Origin of the sequence: Nonomuraea sp. NPDC059023, assembly GCF_042740095.1 — a bacterium.
GTDB lineage: Bacteria > Actinomycetota > Actinomycetes > Streptosporangiales > Streptosporangiaceae > Nonomuraea.
In genome coordinates this window covers 62,963-84,484 of sequence record NZ_JBHYIO010000030.1, presented here as the reverse complement: position 1 = coordinate 84,484, position 21,522 = coordinate 62,963, and the positions used below count along the sequence as shown (strand labels likewise).

Below are 21,522 nucleotides of genomic sequence, written 5' to 3'. Positions count from 1 at the left end.
GCAACGTAAATCAAATTGATTTACAGAGTCAACGCCTTCGTGTGAGATTGACCTCATGCAGATGGGCACCAACCTGCCCAAGGTCGGCACCTACAACCGGGCGGTCGTGCTGGAGGCCGTCCAGGCCTCCGACGGCATCAGCCGGGTCCAGATCGCCGGCATCACCGGGCTGACGCCGCAGACCGTCTCCGTCATCGTCCGCAAACTCCTGGAGGACGGGCTGGTCGTCGAGGACGGCTCGGCGCCCGGCGCCGGCGGCAAGCCCCGCACGATCCTGCGCGTCGACCCGGCCGCCGGGTACGCGGTCGGCATCCACTTCGACCCCGGCGAGGTCTCCTACGTGCTCGCCGACCTGGCCGGCCGCCCGCTGGTCAAGCTCCACCGCCCGGTACGCGGGGCCGGGCCGGAGCCGGTGGTCAGGACGCTGGCCCGTACCGCCCGCCGCCTGCTGAAGGAGGCCGGCGTACCGGATCACAAGGTGCTCGGAGTGGGCCTGGCCTCCCCCGGCCCGCTCGACCCCGACGGCGTCATCGTCACCCCGCCGCGCCTGCCCGGCTGGGACGGGGTCCCGATCAGGAGCCTGCTGGAACGCCACGTCGGCTACCCCGTCACCGTCGACAACGACGCCACGGCGGCGGCGATCGGCGAGCGCTGGGCGGGCCTGGCCCGCGCCGTGCCCAGCTTCGCCTACCTGTACCTGGGCACCGGCATCGGCGGCGGGCTGTTCCTGGACGGGCAGGTCTACCGGGGCCGCACCCTCAACGCCGCCGAGTTCGGCCACGTCACCGTGATGCCGGACGGGCCCGAGTGCTACTGCGGCAACCGCGGCTGCGTGGAGGCGCTGTGCTGCCCGAGCGCGATGGTGGCCACGGCCAGGGAACGCCTGGCGCTGGGCGCCGAGTCGGTGCTGACGCGCGGGCGGCTCAGCCACGCGGCCGTGTGCGCCGCCGCGGCGGCCGGGGACCCGCTCGCGCTGTCGGTGGCCGCCGAGGCGGCCGACCGGCTGGCCGACGCCGCCGTCTCGGTCGTCAACATGCTCGACGTGGACCTGCTCGTGCTGGGCGGGCCGGCGGTGCGGGAGCTGGGCGGGCTCTACCGGGACGTGATCGGGCGGGCGGTCTCCACCCGGGTGCTGGCCCGCGGGCTGCAGGCCGTACGCGTGGAGGTCTCCCCCATCGCCGCGGACGCGGCGGCGATCGGCGCGGCGTCGCTGGTCTTCCACGTCACCTACGCGCCTCGGCTGGACCGCCTGGTCAGGGAGTGACCCGGCGGGCCCGGTGGTTGGCCACGTTGACCCGGTTGGCGCAGGCCAGCGAGCAGAAGCGGCGGCGGCCGTTGCGCGAGGTGTCGACGTAGACGGTCGGGCAGCCCTCGCGGTCGCAGCGGCCCAGGCGGCGGCCGTCGGAGAAGGAGATGGCCATGGCCAGCCCGCCGGCGGTGGTGTCCTTGGCCCGGCTGGTGATGTCGGCGTCGATGGCGAAGAAGTGCAGGTGCGGCTTCCTGCCGTCGTGCGCGCTGACGTACGGCGTCGCCGCGGTCATCTTCAGCAGGTCGTTGACCAGAGCGATCTGGGTCTCCTGGTCGCGCTCGCCGAAGACGGGATCGAGCCGGGCCGCCCAGAGCTCCAGTTCCTCCGCCTGGGCCGGGGTGAGCTCGGCGCGCAGCATCGCGTTCGCGGACAGGATCGCCGTCAGCGCGCCGGGTGAGTAGTCGGCGGTGTTGACCAGGTCGGCGGACAGGGCCGCCCCGTTGCCTCCGTAAGCGTTGAAATGCACAAGCTCATTACATCAGGCTGGAGGCATGCGCTCCACACACCTGCACGAACTGACCGCCGTCTCCTCCCATCGCACGTCCGAGGGCCTGGTCGCGTACTTCCGCTGTGACTGCGGGGCCTGGGAGGTGCGGGCGAGCGGCGGGGCGGATGTCGCGATCGCCGCGACACGCGTGGGATGTGACTGACCGGCACCATCGACTCTCCGAGGGTGTTCGTCCTATTGTCGGCACCAACACCCCCCTCAGGAGGTCAGGCATGTCCAGCATTCCCGCCTTGTTGCGCGACCGGGTCAACGCCACCCCGGACGCCGAGGCATACCGCACGCCGTCCGAGAGCGGCTGGACGTCCCTGTCGTGGCGAGAAACCGGCGACCGGGTGCGCGAACTGGCGCTCGGCCTGGCCGGGCTGGGCTCGGAGCCGGGCGCGCGCGTGGCTCTGCTGTGCTCCACCCGCCTGGAATGGATCCTGGCCGACCTGGCCGTGCTGTCCACCGGCGCGGCCACCACGACGATCTACCCGTCCAACACCGCCGACGAGTCCGCGTTCGTGATCACCGACTCCGGCAGCACGCTCGTCATCGCCGAGGACGACGCCCAGGTCGCCAAGCTGCGCTCGGTGCGCGAGAAGCTGCCCGACGTCCGGCACGTCGTGGTCATCGACGGCACGGCCGCCGACGACGGCTGGGTGGTTCCCCTGGCCGACGTGGCCGGCGAGGGCGACTACGACGCCATGGTCGAGGCCATCTCCGCCGACGACCTGGCCACGCTCATCTACACCTCCGGCACCACCGGGCGGCCCAAGGGCGTGGAGCTGACCCACGACAACTGGCTGTTCGCCGCCGCGTCGGTCCGCGAACTCGGCCTGCTGGGCCCCGACGACCTGCACTTCCTGTGGCTGCCGCTGTCCCACTCCTTCGGCAAGCTGCTGGAGGTCGTGATGATCGACTGCGGCGTGCCCACCGCACTCGACGGCCGGCTCGACAAGATCGCCGAGAACATGGGCGTGCTCAGGCCCACCTTCATGGCCGCCGCGCCGCGCATCTTCGAGAAGATCCACAACACGGTGGCCGCGAACATGCGCAACGAGGGCGGCCTCAAACTGCGCATCTTCACCTGGGCGAAGGCCACCGGCGTACGTGTCGTGCGGGCCCGCCAGCGCGGCGCGTCCATCCCGGTCACCACCGGCTTCGAGTACCGCCTGGCCGACCGGCTCGTCTTCGCCAAGCTGCGTGAGCGCTTCGGCGGGCGCATCCGCTTCTTCATCTCCGGCGCGGCCCCGCTGTCACAGGACATCGCCGAGTTCTTCGACGCCGCCGGCCTGACCATCCTGGAGGGCTACGGCCTGACCGAGTCGTCGGCCGGCAGCTTCCTCAACCGGCCCGCCACCGTCAAGTTCGGCACCGTGGGCCCGCCCCTGCCCGGCACCACCGTGAAGATCGCCGAGGACGGCGAGGTGCTCATCGGCGGGCGCGGCATCATGCGCGGCTACCACGGCCTGCCCGAGGACACCGCCGCGGCGCTGGAGGACGGCTGGCTGCGCACCGGCGACATCGGCGAACTCGACGACGAGGGCCGGCTGCGCATCACCGACCGCAAGAAGGAGCTCATCAAGACCTCCGGCGGCAAGTACGTCGCGCCCACCTACCTGGAGGGCCGGATCAAGGCCGCCTGCCCGTACCTGTCGCACGTGTTCGTCCACGGCGACCGGCGCAACTACTGCACCGCCCTGGTCACGCTCGACATGGACGTGGTGCGGCCCTGGGCCGAGGCCGAGAACCTGCCCGCCGACGCCGAGGCGCTGCGCGAGCACCCGAGGATGCGCGCGGAGGTCCAGAGGGCGATCGACGAGGTCAACGCGAGCCTGGCCAGCTACGAGACGGTGAAGAAGTTCGCCGTGCTGGCCGGGGACTTCACGGTGGAGACCGGGGAGCTGACGCCCAGCCTCAAGATCAAGCGCAAGGTCGTGGAGGAGCACCACGGCAAGGTGCTGGACGGCTTCTACTCCGACTGACGCTTCGCGCGCGTCTTCCTCAGCACGGGTACGGCCTCGCCCACGTTCGGCCACAGCCGCCGGGTGAACAGCCCGGCGGCCACCCCGATGGCCGCCCCGGCCAGCACGTCGCCCGGGTAGTGCACGCCGGTGTACACGCGGGAGAAGCAGACCGCCCCCGCCACCACGCCGACGGGCACGCTGATCCGGCGGGGCGCCTCCAGCGCGACCGCGGTGGCGAAGGCGGCGGCCGTGGCCGAGTGGCCCGAGGGGAACGAGGTCGAGGACGGAGTCCTCAGCACCCGCGCCAGCGGCAGGAAGTCGGCCAGCGGGCGCTTGCGGTTGAAGGCCCGCTTGGCGGCGATGTTGGCCAGCGGGCTGGCCACGCTGATGGCCAGCAGGCCGCGGGTGGCCGCCCTGCGCAGCCTGCGCCTGCCGGTGAAGGCGAGCCCGCCCGAGATCAGGCCCCACAGCACGGCGTTGTTGGCCGCGTTGGACAGCGGGGGCAGGACGCTTTCGAGGCCGGGCAGGTGCGCGTTGGCAACGGCCTTGAACAGGCGTTTGTCCCAGCGGTGCAGGCGGGAGCGGAGTCGCATACACCCCATACTGCCCAATCGCCGCCCGGGGTCACGCGCGGGAGCGGGCGCCGGGCGTCACTTTCTGGCGTAGGCGGTGATCGTGACGGGGTGGTCGGCGGCGCCGTACCGGATGGAGAGCTCGACCTTGGCCGGGCCGGTCGTCAGGACGCTGCCCACCCACAGCGCGCGCTGGTCCGCGCAGCCGGTGAAGCGGTAGGAGGGCGTGCCGTCGGACAGGGTGTGGGCGTTGTCGCGGCGGTACTTCGCGCGGTCGAACAGCAGGGCGGTGCCGGCCGTGCGGGTCGTGACGGTGAAGTCGGCGCCCGGCTCGGCGCGGACGGCGAGCTTGAAGCCGCGCACCGGCTGCCCGCCCCCGGACGGCGGAGTGCTCGGGGGCGGGGCCAGGCCGAAGGCGAGCAGCGCGGCCGGGCCGGAGACGACGACGCGGTCGTCGAGGCCGGCGTCGAAGTCCTGCTGGTTGGCGCCCGCGCAGACGCGCTGGCCGGGAGGCTCGCGCACGGTGGAGGGTATGGTGCCGCCGGTGGCGGCGCCGCAGCCGCTCAGCAGCAGGGCGGTCGCGGCGAGGAGCGTGCGTCTCATGTCCCGGATACACCGCCCGGCCGCGCGGGGTTCCCGCCGCTCAGAGAATCCGCCGGGCGCCGGGGATCGAGCGCACCAGGTAGCCCAGCCCCCAGCAGATCGGCAGTGCCAGGGCCGCCACGAGCGCGAACTTGGCGATGGCCGGCGCCGCCAGCCCGGACAGCAGGGTGCTGATGCCGACGAGCACGAGCGGGTGGATGATGTAGACGGTGAACGCCTGGTCGGCCAGGAACCTGCCGAACGGGCCCTGCCGGTCGAAGCGTTCGCGGAACCAGACGCTGAGCGCGATGACCATCGAGACCGCGAACACCGACTCCCACGCCGCCGTGCCGAGCTGGGCGGCCCAGCCCGTGGTCCACATCCCGGCCGGCAGCAGCACCGCCGAGGCGATACCGGCGGCGATGAACCCGTACTTAGCCGCCGACCTGGGCAGCGTCTCGAACCAGCCGCGCCGCTGGGCGATCAGGCCCAGGACGAACATGGAGGCGTACTGCGGCAGGTAGGAGGGCGTCGGCAGGCCGGCGACCGGCCAGTACTGCCCCACGGGCACCAGGAACCGCCAGGCGAAGACGGCCAGCGTCAGCCCGGTCACGAACAGCGCGATCGCGCGGAAGGTCAGCTCGCCGCGCCGGTCCGCGAGCTGCCGCCCGGAGCGGCGCCACAGCACGTAGAGGCCGGTCAGGACCAGCAGGACCTCCACGAACCACATCGGTCCCGGGTCCCACGAGCCGATGTAGAAGTGCCAGTACGGCATGGAGCCGTCGTAGACCCCGGCCAGCGCGACGGGCCGCAGGAACAGCAGGTAGGCCAGCAGCGGGATGCCGAGCCGCTTCAGCCGGTCGCGCATGAACGGTCCCGGGCCCTTGCGGTCGTAGGAGCGCGGGGTGAAGAAGCCGGAGATGAGGAAGAAGAACCCCATGAAGAACGCCTGGTTGAACATGACCAGGACGTCCAGGGCGAGGCCGGTGCCGTCCCGCGCCTTGTCGAAGACGTACCAGGCGGGGATGTTGCCGTAGGTGACGGCGACGTGGTGGACGACGACGAGCGCGGTCAGCACGACGCGCAGGTTGTCGACGGCCAGCAGCCTCGTGCGGGTCTCGGTCTTCACTTGACGGCCCTTTCGAGGAGGTCGGCCAGTTCGCGCGCGTGGGCGTCGAGGTCGTGGCCGGGGATGACCACCCAGTAGGTGAACATGGCGTCGACGGCGGCTGAGTGGGTGACCGCCATGACGCGCCGGTCGAAGGCGCGGAACTCGCCCGTGTCCTGGCCGAGCTTGTAGACCAGCTCCAGGGCCTGGTAGATCTCCTCGTTGGTCTGGGGGCCGTAGCGGGCTCCGCCGTCCGGGCCGCGCAGGTTGTGGAAGATCTCGCCGATGGCCTTCAGCCGGGTGCGGTTGCCGCGCATGTGCTCGGCGACCGCCAGGACGTGGGTGCGCAGCAGCTCGGTGGCGGACTTCTCGCCCTCCATCTTCGCCAGCACGTACTCGGCGATCTGCGCGTAGACCTGCTCGACGACCTCCTCCATCAGCTCGTCCTTGCCGGCGAAGTGGTAGGAGATGACGCCTTTGCTGATGCCGGCGTGCTTGGCGATGTTCGCCAGGGACGCGCCCGCCCACCCCGCCTCGGCCAGGACCTCGATGGCCGAGGCGATGATCTGCGTCCGCCTGGCCTCTTCGATGAACGATCGTTGGCCAGTCGGCTTATTTTCTGACCGCATGGCCAGAATTTAGCACAGTCGGCCAGAACGTGCGCGCAGGACGAGAACGCCCATGGTCAGCATGACGACGGCTCCGGCCAGCGCCGCCGTACGCATGCCGTCCACGTAGGCGGCGCGGGCCGCGGCGGCGAGTGCCGTACCGGCGTCGAGGGCGAGGGCGCCGCCCAGCGTCTCCCTGGCCACCGCCGCCTGCCCGCCGGGCACCTCCGGCGGCATGGACGCGGCGAGCGCCGCGCGGTAGACGGCCATGCCGATGCTCCCGAGTACGGCCGCGCCGAGCGCCTGCCCGAACTCCGTGGCCGACTCGAACAGGCCGGAGGCCGATCCGGCCTTCTCCGGCGGCGCCGTGGAGATGACCAGGCCGGAGGCGAGCGCCTGGACCGATCCGATGCCCCAGCCCAGCAGGATCTGCCCGCCGAACAGCAGCGGCAGGTCCGCCTCGGTGCCCAGCCCCGCGATCAGCAGGAACCCGGCCGCCCCGCAGACCATCCCCGACCCCATGACGTGGCCGGGCCGCAGCCACCGGGTGAGGCCCGTCCCGAGCACCGATCCGGCGGCCGAGCTGACGGCGGCCGGCACGATCATGAGCCCGGCGGCGATCGGCCGCATGCCGAGCACTGACATCAGGTATTGGGTGAGGAAGTAGAACGTCCCGACCAGCGCGAAGACCGCGAGCGTGGCGGCGGCCAGGGACAGGCCGAAGCCGGGCCGCCGGAAGAGCGTCAGATCGAGCATCGGGTCCGCCTGGGCGCGCTGCCTGCGCAGGAACAGCGCGGCGAACACCGGCCCGGCCGCGGCGGCGGCCCACATGGCCGCGGAGAAGTCCTGCCCGGCGGCCTTCTTCACCGCGTACACCAGGGGCAGCGCGGCCAGCAGGACGAGCACCCCGCCGGCCGGGTCGAACCGGCCGGGAGCGGGATCGCGGTACTCCGGCAGCAACGGGCCGAGCACCAGTAGCACGAGCATGATCGGCACGTTGATCAGGAAGACCGATCCCCACCAGAAGTGCTCCAGCAGCCACCCTCCGGCGACCGGCCCGGCCACGCTGCCGAGCGTGAAGACCGCGGCCCAGACGGCGATCGCCATCCGCAACTGCCGCGGGTCGGCGAACAGGACCCGGATGAGCGCGAGCGTGGGCGGCATCAGCGTGGCCGCGGCGGCGCCCTGCAGGCCGCGGGCGAGGATGAGCAGGTCGGCGCTGGGCGCGAACGCCGCCGCCGCGGAGGCCACGCCGAAGGCCACCGCGCCCAGCAGGAGCAGCCGCCTGCGGCCGATCCTGTCGCCCAGATGACCCATCGGGATGAGCAGCCCGGCCAGCAGGAACGCGTAGACGTCCACGATCCACAACTGCTGCGTGCCGCTCGGCTCCAGCTCCGCGGTCAGCGCCGGCAGCGCGAAGAACAGCACGGTCACCGTGACCGAGATGAGCAGGACGGGCAGCATGAGGATCGCCAGCCCCGCCCATTCCCGCGGGCCCGCCTTTTTCATCGTGCCTCCTTACGATGTACGTGACTCCCTTCCTATCGGCTATTTACTGGGAAGTGATATCATTTCGTCACAGAAAAAGGGTGTGATGAAATGGCGAAATGCGCGCGGTGCGGAAAGGAACTCGTGCTTCCCGAGCGGGGCCGCAGACCCCTGTACTGCTCGCGCTCCTGCCAGGCCCGCGCCTACCGGGCACGCCGGTCCGTGGTCGTGGCGCCGGTGCGGGAGCAGCGCGGCGAGGCGGGCCTGTCCAGGGAGCTGATCGTGCGCACCGCCGTGCGGATCGCCGGCGCCGACGGCCTGGAGAGCCTGTCCATGCGGCACGTGGCGAGCGCGCTCGGCGTCAAGGTGATGTCGCTGTACAACTACTTCGCCGGCAAGGACGAGCTGATCGACCTCATGGTCGAGGCCGTCTTCGCCGACGGCCTGGACTCCGGGCTCCCGGTCACGGGAGGCTGGCGGGCCGAGCTGGAGGCCGCGGCCCGGTGGGAGTGGGAGCTCTACGCCGCGCACCCGTGGCTGCTGGAGGTGATCGCCACCGTCCGGCCGCCGCTCGTCCCGAGCCTGCTGGCCCGCTTCGAGCGCGGGCTCGGCGCCTTCGACGGCCTGGGCCTGGACCCGGTGACCACCCACCGCCTCTACCTGGGCATCAGCGGGCTCGTGCAGGGGCTCGCGCTGCTACGGGTGAGCGAGGTCACCGCGGACCGGCGGGGCGGGATCTCGCTCAGCCAGTGGCGCGCGGTGACCGTGCCCGCCGTCTACGAGGAGCTGGGCACCGACCGCTACCCGCGCCAGAGCGCGCTGCGCGACAGCCCGGACGTCCTGGCCGACCTGGAGGAGATCTTCGCGGTCAACCTCAGGATCATGCTGGACGGCCTGGCCGCCTTCGTGGAGACCGCCTAGAGGGGCAGCCAGCCGGCGCGGCCGTACCAGGTGCCGCCGGCGGCGAGGTGGTCGGCGATCGCGCGCTCCAGGCTGGTACGCCGCGGCAGCGGGTCGGCCTTGGCGTCGGCGCCGAAGACGAAGTCCATCATCCCGCTGGTCTCGAAGCGGTGCAGCAGCCGGAAGCGGCGCTGGAAGGACATGATGTTCGAGCTCGCCGGTAGGTACTGGGCGAACTGGTCGTCCAGCAGCCACGAGCTGCAGGTCACCACCGGGTAGTCCTCGTCGGGAAAGTGCTTGGGGAAGAAGGCGCGCGCCCGCTCCAGGGAGTCGGCGCAGGCCGAGGGCGGAAACGGCCCGCAGAAGTCGGGGATGTGCAGCCCCAGCGTCCGGCCGTGCTCGCCCACCGGCACCCCGGCCGCGCGAACCGCCTCCAGGGTCCTGCCGCCCATCCGGTCGCGGGCGAACTGCAGCCGCCCCAGCTGGTAGAGGATCCCCCGCACGTGCGCCATGTACCAGAACGGCGCGTGCAGCCCCGGCCGGCCGTGCCGCTTGCGGTGCACGGCCATGTTGCGGCCGATGTCGGCGAGCGTCTCGTGCGACACCTCCTCGGAGATGCCGCGCGCGCGATGGAACTCCCGCGTGTACGGCAGCGCCGCCATGAACACGTGCACGTAGAAGTACGGCCCCAGCTCGGGCAGATCGGGGAAGAAGGGCGGGTCGTCGAGCACGTCGATGGTGGAGACCAGGGAGTGCGCGCAGCGTTCGAGCAGCCACCACTGCGGCGTGCCCGGCTCCGGCGCACTCGTCATCACCCCGGCGACGTCCTCGTGCGGGACCGTCAGCCGCATCAGCTCGCCGAGCAGGTCGCCGGGCGCGGGCGGGCGGGCCTCGAAGCCGCCCAGCGACTCGAGGTGGGCGAGCCACTCAGGGTGCTCGCGCAGAAGGTTCTTGATGTCCATCGGCGATCAGCCTAGCCGGGTTCTGTACACTCCCCTGGCCCGTTCGATCAGCTCCAGATGGTCCTCCAGCTGGCCCGGCGCGTCCAGCCTGGCGTGGGTTCTGACCAGGTCCTCCAGCAGGTCCAGCCAGTCCAGGCACCAGCGCACGTCGGAGCCGCGCGCCACCTGCCTGCCGCCGACGTCCACGTGCACGGGGCTGGTCAGGGCGTACCCGGTGGCGGTCAGCGTGCGCGGGTGCGGCTCGCACAGGGCCTCTGCCAGCACGTAGGTGGGCTCGCCGACGTCGAGTTCGACGGTGACGGTCAGCGCGTCGTCGCCGCCGCCGAGCCGTCCGGCGCCCGCGCGTACCCCGTCGGCGGTGCGGATGCGCACCGCCGACACCTCGGGGCCGATCGCGGTCGCGGTGACCGACAGCCGCCCGCCCGGCTCCGCGTCGATGGTCGCGCCCGGCCCGTGGCCGTCCACCGACAGCTCCAGCCACGGACCGGTCGTGGCGAACGTACGGCGGGCCCGCACGGCCGCGGCGAACGACTCCGCGGTGAGCGCCCCGTCCACGCGGGCGTAGACGCGGCCCCAGCCGGGCGGGTTCGACTGGTTGTCGGAACGGGTGAAGGAGATCATCGTGTCGGTTCCGGCGGTGACGGCCAGCCGGTTCCCCGCACCCAGCAGGCGGCGGTAGACGGCCGCGGTGGCCGGGATGGAGGCGTGGGTGAGCACGTCCAGGCTGTCGACCAGGCCGAGTGCGGCGTCGGCGACGAGCGCGCTGGCCGAGCAGTCACGCGCCACCGGCCCGAACAACGCCTTCGCCGGATCGTCGTCGCGCACCGGCTGGCCGAACGGGTGGCTGTAGCCGAGCAGCGCCCCGAGCCGCCGCAACCCGGCCAGGGCGGCGGCGTTCGGCGGCCAGTCGGGCGCGCCGTCGAAGCCGGTGTGCAGGCTGCCCGGCTCGGCGGTCAGGCCGAAGGCATAGGCGTGGCCGAGCAGGTCGTTGCGGTACTCGGCGCCCATCCTGGCGATGTGCGTGGCGTCGGACCAGGGCAGGTCACGGCCGATCCAGTGCGCGAGGGCCTCGCGGTCGTACACGCGGGCGCCGGAGACGTTGCCCGCCAGCAGGTTCAGGACGTGCAGGTCCTCGCCGTGCTGGGCGGCCGCGGCGTCGGCGGGGGCGGCGATGAGGTCACCGGCCCAGTTGAGGTGGGTGTGCAGGTCGCCGCCGTACCATCCGCGGGCGGCGGCGTGGTAGATGCGGTGCGGCGCGAGCCGTACCTGGTGGTCGTGGCCCGGACGGGGGGTGAGCTCCGTGCGGACCTGGTCGTACTCCATGCCGCGGGTGGCGGTGATCGTCAGGGGCTCGGCGGGGACGTCGAGGGTGAGGTCGTCGCCGTGGAAGTAGGGGCGGCCGTGGAAGTCGTGGCGGTGCGGGGCGCCCGTGGGGAACCAGCCCTGGCCGCCGTCGCCGGTGACACTCCAGCGGCAGGGGTACGGCGAGCGGAGCCGCACCCTGGCCAACTCGGCGACTCTGAACAGGGGTGTCGTGTCCACCGGGGTGCCGTCGACGGTGACCTGGGTGGTGGGGGTGATCTCGGTCAGCCAAGCACCTTGAGGCGATATTTCGCGACATAAGCTGCCGATGCGGACAGTGGTCGGATCGGGGCTCTGATCGGAGCCCTGATCGAGATGCTGCGAGTCCACCAGCAGCGGGACGCGGGCGTCGTCGCCGGGGCGCAGGATCACGTGCGGGGTGCCGTCGAGTACCGGGCCCCCGGGGGTGAGGCGGAGGGCGGCGGCGTGGGCGGGGAGTTCGCCGTCCAGGGTGTCGCGCAGGATCTCGTCGTAGTCGGGCTCGGCCAGGCGGGCGCCGAGGCCCTCCAGCGGCTCGCCGGGGTGGCGGGCGGCCAGACGGCCGAAGGCGACCCGCCAGAAACGGTCCTGGAGCTCGGGCGGGAGCACCCTCCGGCGGGCGAAGAGCTTGACGTAGTGGATCTCCGGTTCGCCCCAGGTGATGCCGTGCTCGCCGAGCAGCCCGCCGTACTCTCGCAGGGCCCCCGCGACCGGTTCGGGCAGCATCGGGTCATCACACATGTGCGGTCTCCCCGTCGTCGACTGCGCGCCATCGTGGCACACGCCGCACCTCTGGGTAGCCGCCCGTGCGGAAACGAGTAGCGATATTTCACCCGGCGATGGATAGTTCACCCACCGGGGACACCGATGCTCTCCCACGTCCTGGTCGTCAGCGTGCCCTTGCCCCGGTAGGCGCGGACAATGTCGGCGTGCGCGCGCAGCCGTACGAACCGGTCGAGATCTGCGCCCTCCCGCCACACCGACACCGATCCGATACGGCGCCGCAGCGGGTCCGCCCAGAGCCGCAACGCCACGGCGCCCTCCAGCTCCGGCCACAACCGGCTCAGCCGCCAACCGGCCCAGCACGCGCGCGGCAGATCGACGGCGCGGTTGAGCTGGAAGGCGGTCTCGCTGACCACCACGGCGGTGTCGCCGGGCACATGCGGGCCGGGCAGCCAGCGAGTGCTCAGCATGCGGCGGGTTCGCGCATCAGGACGGCCGCCGCCTCGCGGATCTCCGGGGAGAACGGTGTGGGCCTCAGGGTGGTGGAGTCGAGGTTGACGTTCACGCGGTGGCCTTCGGCGTGGACCACCGTCCTGTCGGCGGACAGGACGCGGAAGCCGTACACGCCGGAGGTCCTTCCCATGCGCTCCAGCCAGAACTCCACGAGCACGTCGCCCGTGCCCATCACGGGTGTGTTGTACACGATCTTGAACTCGCGCACGACCATGTAGAAGTCCTTGAACTTCGACAGCGCCGGGTCGAACCGCCAGCCCGCCTCGGTCCAGAAGGCGGACACGGCGCGCTCGACGAGCAGGGCGTAGCGGGAGTTGTGCAGCAGGCCCACGGCGTCGAGGTCGTCGAAGTGCACCTGAACGGGCTTGAACTGGGTCACGGTCAATCCTCCGGAAGGAGCGAGGGGTCGGTGGCGAGTTCGCGCAACCGCTGCAGGACGGCGGCGCGGGAGTAGGAGTAGGCCTCGGCCGGATCGATCAGCCGGGCGTGGACGACGGTCGCCTCACCCAGGGCGTTGATCTCGAACGCGAGGCGGCCCGGATCGGTGTCGTCGCCGAGTTCGCCCAGGGTGACGGCTTCCTCGACCATCGCGCGTACGGCCTTGAGCCAGTCGGCCATCGCCTTGGCCACCCGGTCGCGCACCTTCCCCGGACGGTCGTCGAACTCGGCCTGGGCGACGAAGAAGAAGCAGCCTCCCGGGAGGACGCCGTCCTCATAGAAGCGCAGGCGGGCCTCGTGCATCGCGAACAGGCGGCGTACACCGGCGGGGGCGCGCATGGCGGGGCGGACGATGTGGTCCACCCACTGGCGAGCGGCCCAGTCGACGGCGTCCAGCTGGAGTTGTTCCTTGTCACGCCAGTGAGCGAAGAAGCCCGACTTGCTCATGCCGGACTCTTCGGCCAGCCGCCCCAGGGTGAGGCCGCTGAGCCCGTCCACGGAGGCGAGGGCGACGGTGCGCTCGAGAATCGCCTCCCTGCTCCGCTGCCCACGCAACCTGCGTCCATCGGTCATGGGTCCGACTATATACGAACGACCGGTCGTTTTGTTTTCTGGGTTCCAGACCCCATGGCGGCGCTTGTGAAAGCGTCTCGCGCACGGCGGCACACCCGGAGCGGGAGCCCTTGGAGCGGGGAGCACCCGCACGGTGGGCAGGCGGCACACGCACGGGCGGGCAGGCGGCGCGCGTGGACACCCCTGGAGTGCAGGCGGCTGCGCGTGGGCCCCGCGTGAGGGCAGGCAGCGCGCGCGAGGGCTGCGGCGCGTGGGGGCAGGTGGTGCGTGTGGGTTTCTGGGCGCTTTGGGGTGGGGACTGGTGGGGCGGCTACGGCGGGGTGGCTACGGCGGGGTGGTCACCGGCGTTTGAAGGCGGCCAGGAGGCGGTCGGCGGCCAGGGCGGGGGTGAGTTCGCCGGCCAGTACCTCGCGCTCGACCTCCTTGGTGAGCGCGGCCACCTCGGGGTCGCCGTGCAACTCGGCCAGCAGGCGGTCCTGGACCAGTGTCCATGTCCACCGGACCTGCTGGGCGCGTCGCTTGGCCGCCACGTCCACCCGTTCCCGGTGGGCGCCGATCTGGTGCCACAGTTCCTCCAGCCCGGCGCCGGTCAGGCCGCTGCAGGTGAGCACCGGAGGCGGCGGCCCCTCCGAGCGCAGCATGCGCAACGCACCGGCCAGTTCCCTGGCCGCCTTGCGCGCCGCCAGCTCGTGTTCCCCGTCGGCCTTGTTCACGGCGATCACGTCGGCCAGCTCCAGCACCCCTTTCTTGATGCCCTGGAGCTGGTCCCCGGTACGCGCCAGGCTCAGCAGCAGAAAGCTGTCCACCATGTCCGCGACGGCGGTCTCCGACTGGCCGACGCCGACGGTCTCGACGAGCACCACGTCGTACCCGGCGGCCTCCACCACGACCATGGCCTCCCGGGTCGCCTTGGTCACTCCCCCGAGCGTCCCCGAGGTGGGGGAAGGCCGGATGTAGGCATGTGGGTCAGCCGCCAGCCGCCCCATCCGCGTCTTGTCCCCCAGAATGCTGCCGCCCGTCCGGGTGGAGGAGGGATCAACGGCCAGCACCGCCACCCGATGCCCCAGCCCGGTGAGCAAAGTCCCGAACCCATCAATGAACGTAGATTTCCCCACCCCCGGCACCCCGGACACCCCGACCCGCCACGTCCGCCCGGCGAGCGGCGTGAGCGCGACCAGCACATCCTGCGCCAAGCGCGCATGGTCGCTCTTCGTGGACTCCACCAGCGTGATCGCCCGCCCGATCCAGGTCCGGGACCCGGCCTTCACACCCTCGACATAGTCCTCGACCGACCGCATGCCCCCGATCGTACGTTTCCCCGCCCTCACCCACCCAGCCCCCCACACCCCACCACCCCCACAAGAGCACACCGCACTTCGGCGGACGCCCCACGGGCACACCCCCTGCGGGCTCGGCTCCGCCGAGCGCGGGGTGAACCGCCCTCCAGCCTCGCGGGCACACCGCTCTCCGGGGCGCGGCCCTACGCGGGCGCCTCTGTGGGGGCGGGTGTGCGGAGGCGGCTGCGTGGAGGCGGCTGCGTGAGGGCGGTCGGCTTTGTGGGGGTCGGGCCCTACGCGGGTGCCTTTGTGGGGGCGGGCCGCGTGGGGGCGGGCCGCGTGGGGGCGCCCTGCGTGGGGGCGGCCTGCGTGGGGGCGGGCGACCCTACGGGGCGGCCATTCGGGGGCGGTGTGGGCCGGGGCTGGTCTTGCGGGGTGCGATCGGGTCCTGCCCCTTCGGGGCTTCAGGGGTTCCCGGGGGAGGGCTGCTGGCCGCGTGGCGCGGGATGCTTGGGGGTTTGGGCTGGTGGTGGGGGGTGTTTACGTGTTTATCGGACTAAGTTCCGACAAATCGTGTCTCTACGCGCTAGGGTCTCTGGAGATTCATCTCAGCCGTCACAGGAGTCACTCCCCTCATGCCGCACGTCGAACCGTTGCGCGAGGGCGATCCGGCGGTGGTGGGACCCTACCGCCTGGTCGGGCGGCTCGGCGCCGGCAGTCAGGGCGTGGTCTATCTGGGCCAGGCCAGGAACGGCGTGCCGGTCGCGGTCAAGGTGCTGCGCGAAGGCCGGACAGGGGACGACCGCCTCGCCGAGCAGATCGCCGCCGCCCGCCGCGTGGAACCACTCGGCGTGGCACAGGTGCTGGACGCCTCGTTCGCCGGCCGGCCGTACATCGTGAGTGAGTATGTGGACGGGCCGCCCCTGCAGCGGGCGGGACGGCATACCGGCGCCGAGCTCCAGCGGCTGGCCAACGCGACCGCGACCGCGCTGGCGGCGATCCACCAGGCGGGCGTGGTTCATCGGGACTTCAAGCCGGCCAACGTGCTGCTCGGGCCGGGCGGGCCGCGGGTGGTCGACTTCGGGCTGGCCGGTGACGACCACACGCCGAGCGCGGGCGGGGTGGCGGGGACGCCCGCCTACATGGCGCCGGAGCAGTTGTCGGGGCAGAGCGCCGGGGCCGCCGCGGATGTGTTCTCGTGGGCGGGGACGGTGGTGTTCGCCGCGACGGGCAGGCCGCCGTTCGGCGACGGCGCGCTGCCCGAGGTGATCAACCGGATCCTGCACGAGGAGCCCGAACTGGGCGACCTGCCGCAGCCGCTGCGCGCGATCGTGCAGGGCTGCCTGGCCAAGGATCCCGGGCTCCGCCCCGCCATGCGGCAGGTCGTCCTGCAACTGCTGGGCGGTGAGCAGCCGCTCCCGGCCGCGAAGGCGGGCCGCTCGCCCGCCCGTCGCGGGGTACGGCGGGCGCTGATCGCCGGCGTGTCCGGGGTGATGGTGCTGGCCCTGTCCGGGGCGATCGTCTGGCTCACCTCCGACCCGCGCCGCGACACCGGTCCCGTGGTCACGACGGTGACGCCGGCCTCGGCGTCCTCCTCCAGCCCGAAGCCGGCCAAGACCCGCGCCCGCCACCCGCGCGCAAGCGGCACCCCCTCCCCGGGCGCCTCCACCACGTCCTCCCCCAGCGCCTCCTCCACGCGGGACGTCGGCACGATCCGGGTCCTGTACGTACGCGCCCAAGGCGTCAGAACCGCCCAGACCCGCGACTGCCAGGTGGGCGACACCGTGATCAGCGGCCTCGTCGAGGGAACCCGCTGGCCGGTGCGCTTCCGCTACGCCTGGATCGTGGACGGGCAGGTGGCGCGGCGCGGCACGGCGTACATCACCGAGGCGCGCACCCGCGCCGTCGTCCCGCCGCCCGCCATCACGCTGCCCGGACGGCACACCGTGACCCTGCGCGTCACCTCGCCGGTGACGGCCCGCGAGTCGATCGCGGTCGAGGTGTGCCCGGTGGGGACGGAGTAGATGGGCACGCTCGCGCCGCTCGGTCCCGACGACCCCGCCGCCATCGGTCCCTACCGACTGGTCGGCAGGCTCGGCGAGGGCGGCCAGGGCGTCGTGTACCTGGGGCAGAGCGGCAACGGCCCCCCGGTCGCGGTGAAGGTGCTGCGCGACGGGCTGGGCGGCGACGACCGCTTCGCCAAGGAGATCGCGGCGGCGCGCCGCGTGGAACCGTTCTGCATCGCCCAGGTCCTCGACGCCTCTCTCGGCGACGCTCCGGGCCCCGGCCGGCGGCACCGTCCGGGGCAGGGCGTTCCCGCTCGGGGGTACGGCAGGCCGTACATCGTGACCGAGTACGTGGAAGGGCCGTCGCTGCACGAGGCGGGGCGGCACAGTGGCGCGGACCTGCAGCGGCTCGCGGTCGCGACGGCCACCGCGCTGGCGGCGATCCACGAGGCCGGCGTGGTGCACCGCGACTTCAAGCCGGCCAACGTGCTGCTGGGGCCGGGCGGGCCGCGGGTCATCGACTTCGGCATCGCCCGCGCGACCGACGCGGCGGCTACCGCGACCAGCGGGATCGTGGGCACGCCCGCCTACATGGCGCCCGAGCAGCTGGCCGGGCACGACGTGGGGCCGGCGGCGGATGTGTTCGCGTGGGCGTCGGTGATCGTGTTCGCCGCGACGGGGACGCCGCCGTTCGGCAGCGACACGCTGCCCGCGATCATCAACCGCATCCTGCACAACGAGCCCCAGCTCGGCGAGCTGCCCCGGCAGTTGCGCGGCGTCGTCTACGACTGCCTGGCCAAGGACCCCGCCGCGCGCCCGCCGATGCGCGCGGTCCTGTTACGCCTCCTCGGCGGCGACCAGCGCCCCGGCCCTGATGTCCCGGATCAGGCACGGGGACACGCGGGTCCGGCGTGGGAGCGTGCCCAGGGTGGGGCGGTCACCGATCCCGGCGCGCGTCGCGACCAGGCAACCGATCGGGTACGGCGCAACAAGCCGGTCAGGGCCGCGCTCGTGGTGCCGCTGGCCGTGGCCGGGTCCGTCGTGGTGGCCGGTGGCCTGGTGTCGGGGCTGACCTGGCTCGGCGGCGGCTCCGGGCTGTGGGCGGCCGCCGCGCCGTACACCTCGACCCCCACCGCGAACGGCGGCAAGACCCCGCGCCCCGCCAAGACCACCCGCAAGCCCACCCCCAGGAAGACCCCGAAGCAGACCCCCAAGCCGAAGCCGTCGGGCGAGCGCACCACCCAGAGCCCCACCCCGACGCGGGAACGCGCGACGCCCGAACGCACCACCCCCACCCCCGTGCGCACCACGAAGAAGCCCGCACCGGCCGCGGCCAGAGTCCGGGTTCTCGGCATCGACCTGCACGGCGGCCCCGGCCAGGACCATACGGCGAGCTGCTACATGCCGCCGGTCGGGTTCTCCGGCTCGTTGGAGTCGAGCAGGTCGGAGGTGTGGATCAGCTACGCGTGGGTGGTCGACGGGCAGGTCAAGCACCGCAACCGCACCTGGGTGTCGAAGGGTGAGTTCACCGCTCCGGCCCTGGCGCACCAGTACATGCTCAAGACCGGCGGGCACAACGTCACCCTCAAGGTCACCGCGCCGGGCAGCGCGGCCAGGTCGATGCCGTTCAGCGTCTGCTCGATGGAGGACTAGTGACACCGCCGAGCGTGGGGCCGTACCGCATCGTCAGGAAGCTCGGCGAGGGCGGCCAGGGCGTGGTGTATCTGGGCGTGGCGCCGGACGGCACCCCGGTCGCGGTCAAGGTGCTGCGCGAGGGCGGCTTCGAGCGGGAGATCGCGGCGGCGCGCCGGGTGGAGCCCTTCTGCATCGCGCAGGTGCTTGACGCGTCGGCGAGCGGCACGCCGTACATCGTGACCGAGTACGTGGACGGGCCCTCGCTGGCGGAGGCGGGCCGCCACGGCGGCGCCGATCTCGACCGCCTCGCCGTCGCCACCGCCACCGCGCTCGCGGCCATCCACCGCGCGGGCGTGGTGCACCGCGACTTCAAGCCCGGCAACGTCCTGCTCGGCCGCGACGGGCCCCGCGTCATCGACTTCGGCATCGCCCGCGCGGGCACCTCCCTGACCGTCACCAGCAGCGTCGTCGGCACCCCCGCCTACATGGCCCCCGAGCAACTGGCCGGAACGGGCGTCGGGCCCGCCACCGACGTGTTCGCGTGGGCGTCGGTGATCGTGTTCGCCGCGACGGGCACGCCGCCGTTCGGCAACGACACGCTGCCCGCGATCATCAACCGCATCCTGCACAACGAACCCCAGTTCGGCGACCTGCCCGAGCATCTGCGCGCGGTGGTCTACGCGTGCCTCGCCAAGGACCCGGCCGCCCGCCCGTCCATGGAGGAGGTCCTGCTCCGCCTGCTCGGCGGCCCAACCGGCAGAGGTACGGCGGGCAGCCCCGCACCCACGACCGTCCCGGCAGACGTGGGCCCGAGACGGCGGATCCGGGTGCCGGTGCTGGCGGGGGCGGCGGTGGCCACCGCGCTGGTGCTGAGCGCGGGAACCGCCGTCGTGTGGAAGGTCACCCTGGCCGGACAGCCCAGTACGCTGGCCCTCCAGCCCGGCACGGCGGAGGCGTCGAAGAAGGGCGGCCAGGCCAAGTCCCGCACCGGCGACCGCCCGGCCACCGGCCGACCGGGCGACGGACGCGCCGGCAAGACCAGGAAACCCGGCCACGGCCCGGCCCGCGCGAGCACACCGGCCACCAAGACCACCAGACCGACGCCCACCCGCACCCAGATACGCCCCACCGCGACCCGCACCCCGGTACGCCCGAGCCCCACCAGACCCACCCCCGCCCGAACCCCCACCAAGCGCCCCACCCCCACCAAGGCCGCCCGATTCACCGTGGCCTACGTACGCTCCCAAGGCGCGTCCAAGATCAAGGACGAGGGCACCTGCTACGTGGGCTCCATGAACTTCGGCGCCGGGATCGACTCCACCGTCCCCGGCGCCCGGTACTCCTTCCAGTGGATCGTGGACGGCGAGGTCATCGAGACCGGCTCCGGCAAGCTCCCGGACGGCAGCCGCAGCGACTACGTCTTCTCCAAACGCCAGATCTCCCTGTCCGACGGCCCCCACACCGCCGCGTACAGGGTGGTCGGCGGCGGCTCCGCGTCCGTGTCGTTCAAGATGTGCGCGACGTCGTAGATGCGCCCGCTCCGTCCCGACGACCCGCGGACCATCGGCGCCTACCGGCTGACCGGGCGCCTCGGCGAGGGCGGCCAGGGCGTGGTCTACCTCGGGCAGGCGCCGGACGGCGCCAAGGTCGCGGTCAAGGTGCTGCGCGAGGGCGGGGACGGCCTGGCCAGGGAGGTGGCGGCGCTGCGGCGGGTGGAGCCGTTCTGCGTGGCGCAGGTGCTGGACGCCTCGACCGGCGGCCGGCCGTACATCGTGACCGAGTACGTGGAGGGGCCGTCCCTGGCGGAGGCCGGGCGGCACGGCGGGGCGGGGCTGCAACGTCTGGCCGTGGCCACCGCCACCGCGCTCGCGGCCATCCACCGCGCGGGCGTGGTGCACCGCGACTTCAAGCCCGGCAACGTCCTGCTCGGCCGGGACGGACCCCGCGTGATCGACTTCGGCATCGCCCGTTCCGGCGCCTCCCTGACGATGACCAGCAGCATCGTCGGCACCCCCGCCTACATGGCCCCCGAGCAGCTGGCCGGCGCGGGGATCGGTCCCGCGACCGACGTGTTCGCGTGGGCCGGCGTCATGGTGTACGCCGCCACGGGCAGCCCGCCGTTCGGCAACGACTCGCTGCCCGCGGTCATCACCAGGATCCAGCACGCCGACCCGGACCTCGGCGACCTCACCGGCCCCCTGCGCCCGATCGTCACCCGCTGCCTGGCCAAGGACCCCGCCGCCCGCCCGGCGATGCAGGAGGTCCTGCTCCAGCTCATCGGCGTGCCCTCTGAAGCGGGGCCGCGAGCGGGCTCCCAGGCGCCCCGCGCCTCCGGCGGGGATGGCAGGAGGCGGGCGCTGCTGGTGGCCGGGGCGGCGGCGGGAGCGGTGGTGGTGACCTCGGGGCTGGTCACGGCGCTGGTCACCGGCATCTCCTGGCCGGTCGCGCAGGCGCCGCTCGGGCTGCCGTCCGTGGGCACGCCTCCGCCGAGCAGCGCGGGCCCGGCCAAGCCGACGGCGAAGAAGTCAGGCAGGCCGTCCCGGACGCCGAAGCCGGCCGCGAGCCGTACCCGGGAGACTCCCGACACCAAGCCCACGGCGGACGAGCAGCCCACCACGGACGAGCCTACGCAGAAGCCCACCACGTCCAAACCGGCCGCGCCCAGCGGGCGGGTGGGGTCGGTGAGCCTGCGCTCGGAGGGGCTGCGGACCGGCGACTGCTACCGGCAGTCGAACATCGCCGCCACCGTGAGCGCGGGCAAGAAGACGCCGTTCACCTACCGGTGGATCCTGGACGGCCGCGACATGGGCAAGGCCGCGGCGACGGCGCCGACGAAGCTGGTGCTCGGGTACGCGCACATCCGGTCGGACGGGGCGCACACGGTGCAGTTCCGGGTGCTGTCGCCCAACGCCATGACGCGGACGTTCACCTTCAGCACCTGCGACGGCGCCCCCTGGCCCGAGGAGTAGTGGTCGGGCGGTAAGGACCGCGAGTGGCCATGCCCCACCTGCGACTTTGTCCGTAGATTTC

The 21,522-nt window shown here is 72.7% G+C and carries 20 protein-coding genes; 8 read left to right on the top strand and 12 right to left on the bottom strand.

The window, feature by feature from the left end; translation table 11 throughout:
* The first annotated feature begins 55 nt into the window (after positions 1-55).
* Positions 56-1,264: an ROK family transcriptional regulator gene (locus ACFWYW_RS39975; protein ID WP_379619782.1), complete on the top strand. Its 1,209-nt coding sequence runs from the start codon at positions 56-58 to the stop codon at positions 1,262-1,264.
* Here ACFWYW_RS39975 and ACFWYW_RS39970 read toward each other — a convergent pair.
* Positions 1,254-1,775, bottom strand: a complete 522-nt coding sequence (locus ACFWYW_RS39970) for a CGNR zinc finger domain-containing protein (RefSeq protein ID WP_379619784.1) — start codon at positions 1,773-1,775, stop codon at positions 1,254-1,256. The genes ACFWYW_RS39975 and ACFWYW_RS39970 overlap by 11 nt on opposite strands.
* Positions 1,776-1,800: 25 nt before the next feature.
* On the opposite strand from ACFWYW_RS39970, the gene ACFWYW_RS39965 reads away from it, so the two are divergent.
* Together ACFWYW_RS39965 and ACFWYW_RS39960 are read left to right on the top strand one after the other, a co-directional pair.
* Positions 1,801-1,959 carry a hypothetical protein gene (locus ACFWYW_RS39965; RefSeq protein WP_379619786.1) on the top strand — a complete coding sequence of 53 codons (159 nt, stop codon included), beginning with the start codon at positions 1,801-1,803 and terminating at the stop codon, positions 1,957-1,959.
* A gap of 70 nt (positions 1,960-2,029) precedes the next feature.
* The gene (locus ACFWYW_RS39960; RefSeq protein WP_379619788.1) at positions 2,030-3,784 is read left to right on the top strand and encodes an AMP-dependent synthetase/ligase; all 1,755 of its coding nucleotides are present in this window, start codon (positions 2,030-2,032) and stop codon (positions 3,782-3,784) included.
* Here ACFWYW_RS39960 and ACFWYW_RS39955 read toward each other — a convergent pair.
* The 5 genes from ACFWYW_RS39955 to ACFWYW_RS39935 are packed head-to-tail and all read right to left on the bottom strand — an operon-like array spanning position 3,772 to position 8,145.
* The gene (locus tag ACFWYW_RS39955) at positions 3,772-4,359 is read right to left on the bottom strand and encodes a phosphatase PAP2 family protein (RefSeq protein ID WP_379619790.1); all 588 of its coding nucleotides are present in this window, start codon (positions 4,357-4,359) and stop codon (positions 3,772-3,774) included. The genes ACFWYW_RS39960 and ACFWYW_RS39955 overlap by 13 nt on opposite strands.
* Before the next feature lie 57 nt (positions 4,360-4,416).
* On the bottom strand, positions 4,417-4,941 hold the full coding sequence (locus ACFWYW_RS39950) for a hypothetical protein (RefSeq protein ID WP_379619792.1): 525 nt from the start codon (positions 4,939-4,941) through the stop codon (positions 4,417-4,419).
* Positions 4,942-4,981: 40 nt separating this feature from the next.
* Positions 4,982-6,049, bottom strand: a complete 1,068-nt coding sequence (locus ACFWYW_RS39945) for an acyltransferase family protein (RefSeq protein WP_379619794.1) — start codon at positions 6,047-6,049, stop codon at positions 4,982-4,984.
* Positions 6,046-6,657: a TetR/AcrR family transcriptional regulator gene (locus ACFWYW_RS39940; protein ID WP_379619796.1), complete on the bottom strand. Its 612-nt coding sequence runs from the start codon at positions 6,655-6,657 to the stop codon at positions 6,046-6,048. Before ACFWYW_RS39940 ends, ACFWYW_RS39945 begins: the two co-directional genes overlap by 4 nt.
* A 9-nt stretch (positions 6,658-6,666) precedes the next feature.
* The gene (locus ACFWYW_RS39935) at positions 6,667-8,145 is read right to left on the bottom strand and encodes an MFS transporter (RefSeq protein WP_379619798.1); all 1,479 of its coding nucleotides are present in this window, start codon (positions 8,143-8,145) and stop codon (positions 6,667-6,669) included.
* A gap of 123 nt (positions 8,146-8,268) precedes the next feature.
* Here ACFWYW_RS39935 and ACFWYW_RS39930 point away from each other — a divergent pair, with 123 nt between their 5' ends.
* On the top strand, positions 8,269-9,045 hold the full coding sequence (locus ACFWYW_RS39930; RefSeq protein WP_379619800.1) for a TetR/AcrR family transcriptional regulator: 777 nt from the start codon (positions 8,269-8,271) through the stop codon (positions 9,043-9,045).
* Here ACFWYW_RS39930 and ACFWYW_RS39925 read toward each other — a convergent pair.
* From ACFWYW_RS39925 to meaB, 6 genes are all read right to left on the bottom strand, one after another.
* The gene (locus ACFWYW_RS39925; RefSeq protein WP_379619802.1) at positions 9,042-9,986 is read right to left on the bottom strand and encodes an acyltransferase domain-containing protein; all 945 of its coding nucleotides are present in this window, start codon (positions 9,984-9,986) and stop codon (positions 9,042-9,044) included. The genes ACFWYW_RS39930 and ACFWYW_RS39925 overlap by 4 nt on opposite strands.
* A gap of 6 nt (positions 9,987-9,992) precedes the next feature.
* Complete coding sequence (locus ACFWYW_RS39920) at positions 9,993-12,068, bottom strand: CehA/McbA family metallohydrolase (protein ID WP_379641229.1); 2,076 nt, start codon at positions 12,066-12,068, stop codon at positions 9,993-9,995.
* Between the two features lie 107 nt (positions 12,069-12,175).
* Positions 12,176-12,520 (bottom strand): hypothetical protein, encoded by a 345-nt coding sequence (locus ACFWYW_RS39915; RefSeq protein ID WP_379617286.1) that lies wholly within the window; start codon positions 12,518-12,520, stop codon positions 12,176-12,178.
* On the bottom strand, positions 12,514-12,942 hold the full coding sequence (locus ACFWYW_RS39910; RefSeq protein ID WP_379617288.1) for an acyl-CoA thioesterase: 429 nt from the start codon (positions 12,940-12,942) through the stop codon (positions 12,514-12,516). The genes ACFWYW_RS39915 and ACFWYW_RS39910 overlap by 7 nt, the downstream gene beginning before the upstream one ends.
* A 2-nt stretch (positions 12,943-12,944) precedes the next feature.
* A complete protein-coding gene (locus ACFWYW_RS39905) occupies positions 12,945-13,574 on the bottom strand; it encodes a TetR/AcrR family transcriptional regulator (protein ID WP_379617290.1) in 630 nt (209 codons plus the stop codon).
* A 338-nt stretch (positions 13,575-13,912) separates the two neighbouring features.
* Positions 13,913-14,872 (bottom strand): methylmalonyl Co-A mutase-associated GTPase MeaB, encoded by a 960-nt coding sequence (gene meaB / locus ACFWYW_RS39900; RefSeq protein WP_379617292.1) that lies wholly within the window; start codon positions 14,870-14,872, stop codon positions 13,913-13,915.
* 614 nt (positions 14,873-15,486) lie between these two features.
* On the opposite strand from meaB, the gene ACFWYW_RS39895 reads away from it, so the two are divergent.
* The 4 genes from ACFWYW_RS39895 to ACFWYW_RS39880 are packed head-to-tail and all read left to right on the top strand — an operon-like array spanning position 15,487 to position 21,461.
* On the top strand, positions 15,487-16,875 hold the full coding sequence (locus tag ACFWYW_RS39895) for a serine/threonine-protein kinase (protein WP_379617294.1): 1,389 nt from the start codon (positions 15,487-15,489) through the stop codon (positions 16,873-16,875).
* On the top strand, positions 16,876-18,510 hold the full coding sequence (locus tag ACFWYW_RS39890) for a serine/threonine protein kinase (RefSeq protein ID WP_379617296.1): 1,635 nt from the start codon (positions 16,876-16,878) through the stop codon (positions 18,508-18,510). It begins immediately after the preceding gene.
* Positions 18,510-20,021 (top strand): serine/threonine protein kinase, encoded by a 1,512-nt coding sequence (locus tag ACFWYW_RS39885; protein WP_379617298.1) that lies wholly within the window; start codon positions 18,510-18,512, stop codon positions 20,019-20,021. Before ACFWYW_RS39890 ends, ACFWYW_RS39885 begins: the two co-directional genes overlap by 1 nt.
* Complete coding sequence (locus ACFWYW_RS39880) at positions 20,022-21,461, top strand: protein kinase (protein WP_379617300.1); 1,440 nt, start codon at positions 20,022-20,024, stop codon at positions 21,459-21,461.
* Positions 21,462-21,522: the final 61 nt, after the last annotated feature.

Excerpts from the sequence above, each read along its gene's own strand:
- ACFWYW_RS39975 (WP_379619782.1), top strand. The coding sequence starts at position 56 with ATGCAGATGGGCACCAACCTGCCCAAGGTCGGCACCTACAACCGGGCG.
- ACFWYW_RS39965 (WP_379619786.1), top strand. The coding sequence starts at position 1,801 with ATGCGCTCCACACACCTGCACGAACTGACCGCCGTCTCCTCCCATCGC.
- ACFWYW_RS39960 (WP_379619788.1), top strand. The coding sequence starts at position 2,030 with ATGTCCAGCATTCCCGCCTTGTTGCGCGACCGGGTCAACGCCACCCCG.
- ACFWYW_RS39955 (WP_379619790.1), bottom strand. The coding sequence starts at position 4,359 with ATGCGACTCCGCTCCCGCCTGCACCGCTGGGACAAACGCCTGTTCAAG.
- ACFWYW_RS39950 (WP_379619792.1), bottom strand. The coding sequence starts at position 4,941 with ATGAGACGCACGCTCCTCGCCGCGACCGCCCTGCTGCTGAGCGGCTGC.
- ACFWYW_RS39940 (WP_379619796.1), bottom strand. The coding sequence starts at position 6,657 with ATGCGGTCAGAAAATAAGCCGACTGGCCAACGATCGTTCATCGAAGAG.
- ACFWYW_RS39935 (WP_379619798.1), bottom strand. The coding sequence starts at position 8,145 with ATGAAAAAGGCGGGCCCGCGGGAATGGGCGGGGCTGGCGATCCTCATG.
- ACFWYW_RS39925 (WP_379619802.1), bottom strand. The coding sequence starts at position 9,986 with ATGGACATCAAGAACCTTCTGCGCGAGCACCCTGAGTGGCTCGCCCAC.
- ACFWYW_RS39920 (WP_379641229.1), bottom strand. The coding sequence starts at position 12,068 with ATGTGTGATGACCCGATGCTGCCCGAACCGGTCGCGGGGGCCCTGCGA.
- ACFWYW_RS39915 (WP_379617286.1), bottom strand. The coding sequence starts at position 12,520 with ATGCTGAGCACTCGCTGGCTGCCCGGCCCGCATGTGCCCGGCGACACC.
- ACFWYW_RS39905 (WP_379617290.1), bottom strand. The coding sequence starts at position 13,574 with ATGACCGATGGACGCAGGTTGCGTGGGCAGCGGAGCAGGGAGGCGATT.
- meaB (WP_379617292.1), bottom strand. The coding sequence starts at position 14,872 with ATGCGGTCGGTCGAGGACTATGTCGAGGGTGTGAAGGCCGGGTCCCGG.
- ACFWYW_RS39895 (WP_379617294.1), top strand. The coding sequence starts at position 15,487 with ATGCCGCACGTCGAACCGTTGCGCGAGGGCGATCCGGCGGTGGTGGGA.
- ACFWYW_RS39890 (WP_379617296.1), top strand. The coding sequence starts at position 16,876 with ATGGGCACGCTCGCGCCGCTCGGTCCCGACGACCCCGCCGCCATCGGT.
- ACFWYW_RS39880 (WP_379617300.1), top strand. The coding sequence starts at position 20,022 with ATGCGCCCGCTCCGTCCCGACGACCCGCGGACCATCGGCGCCTACCGG.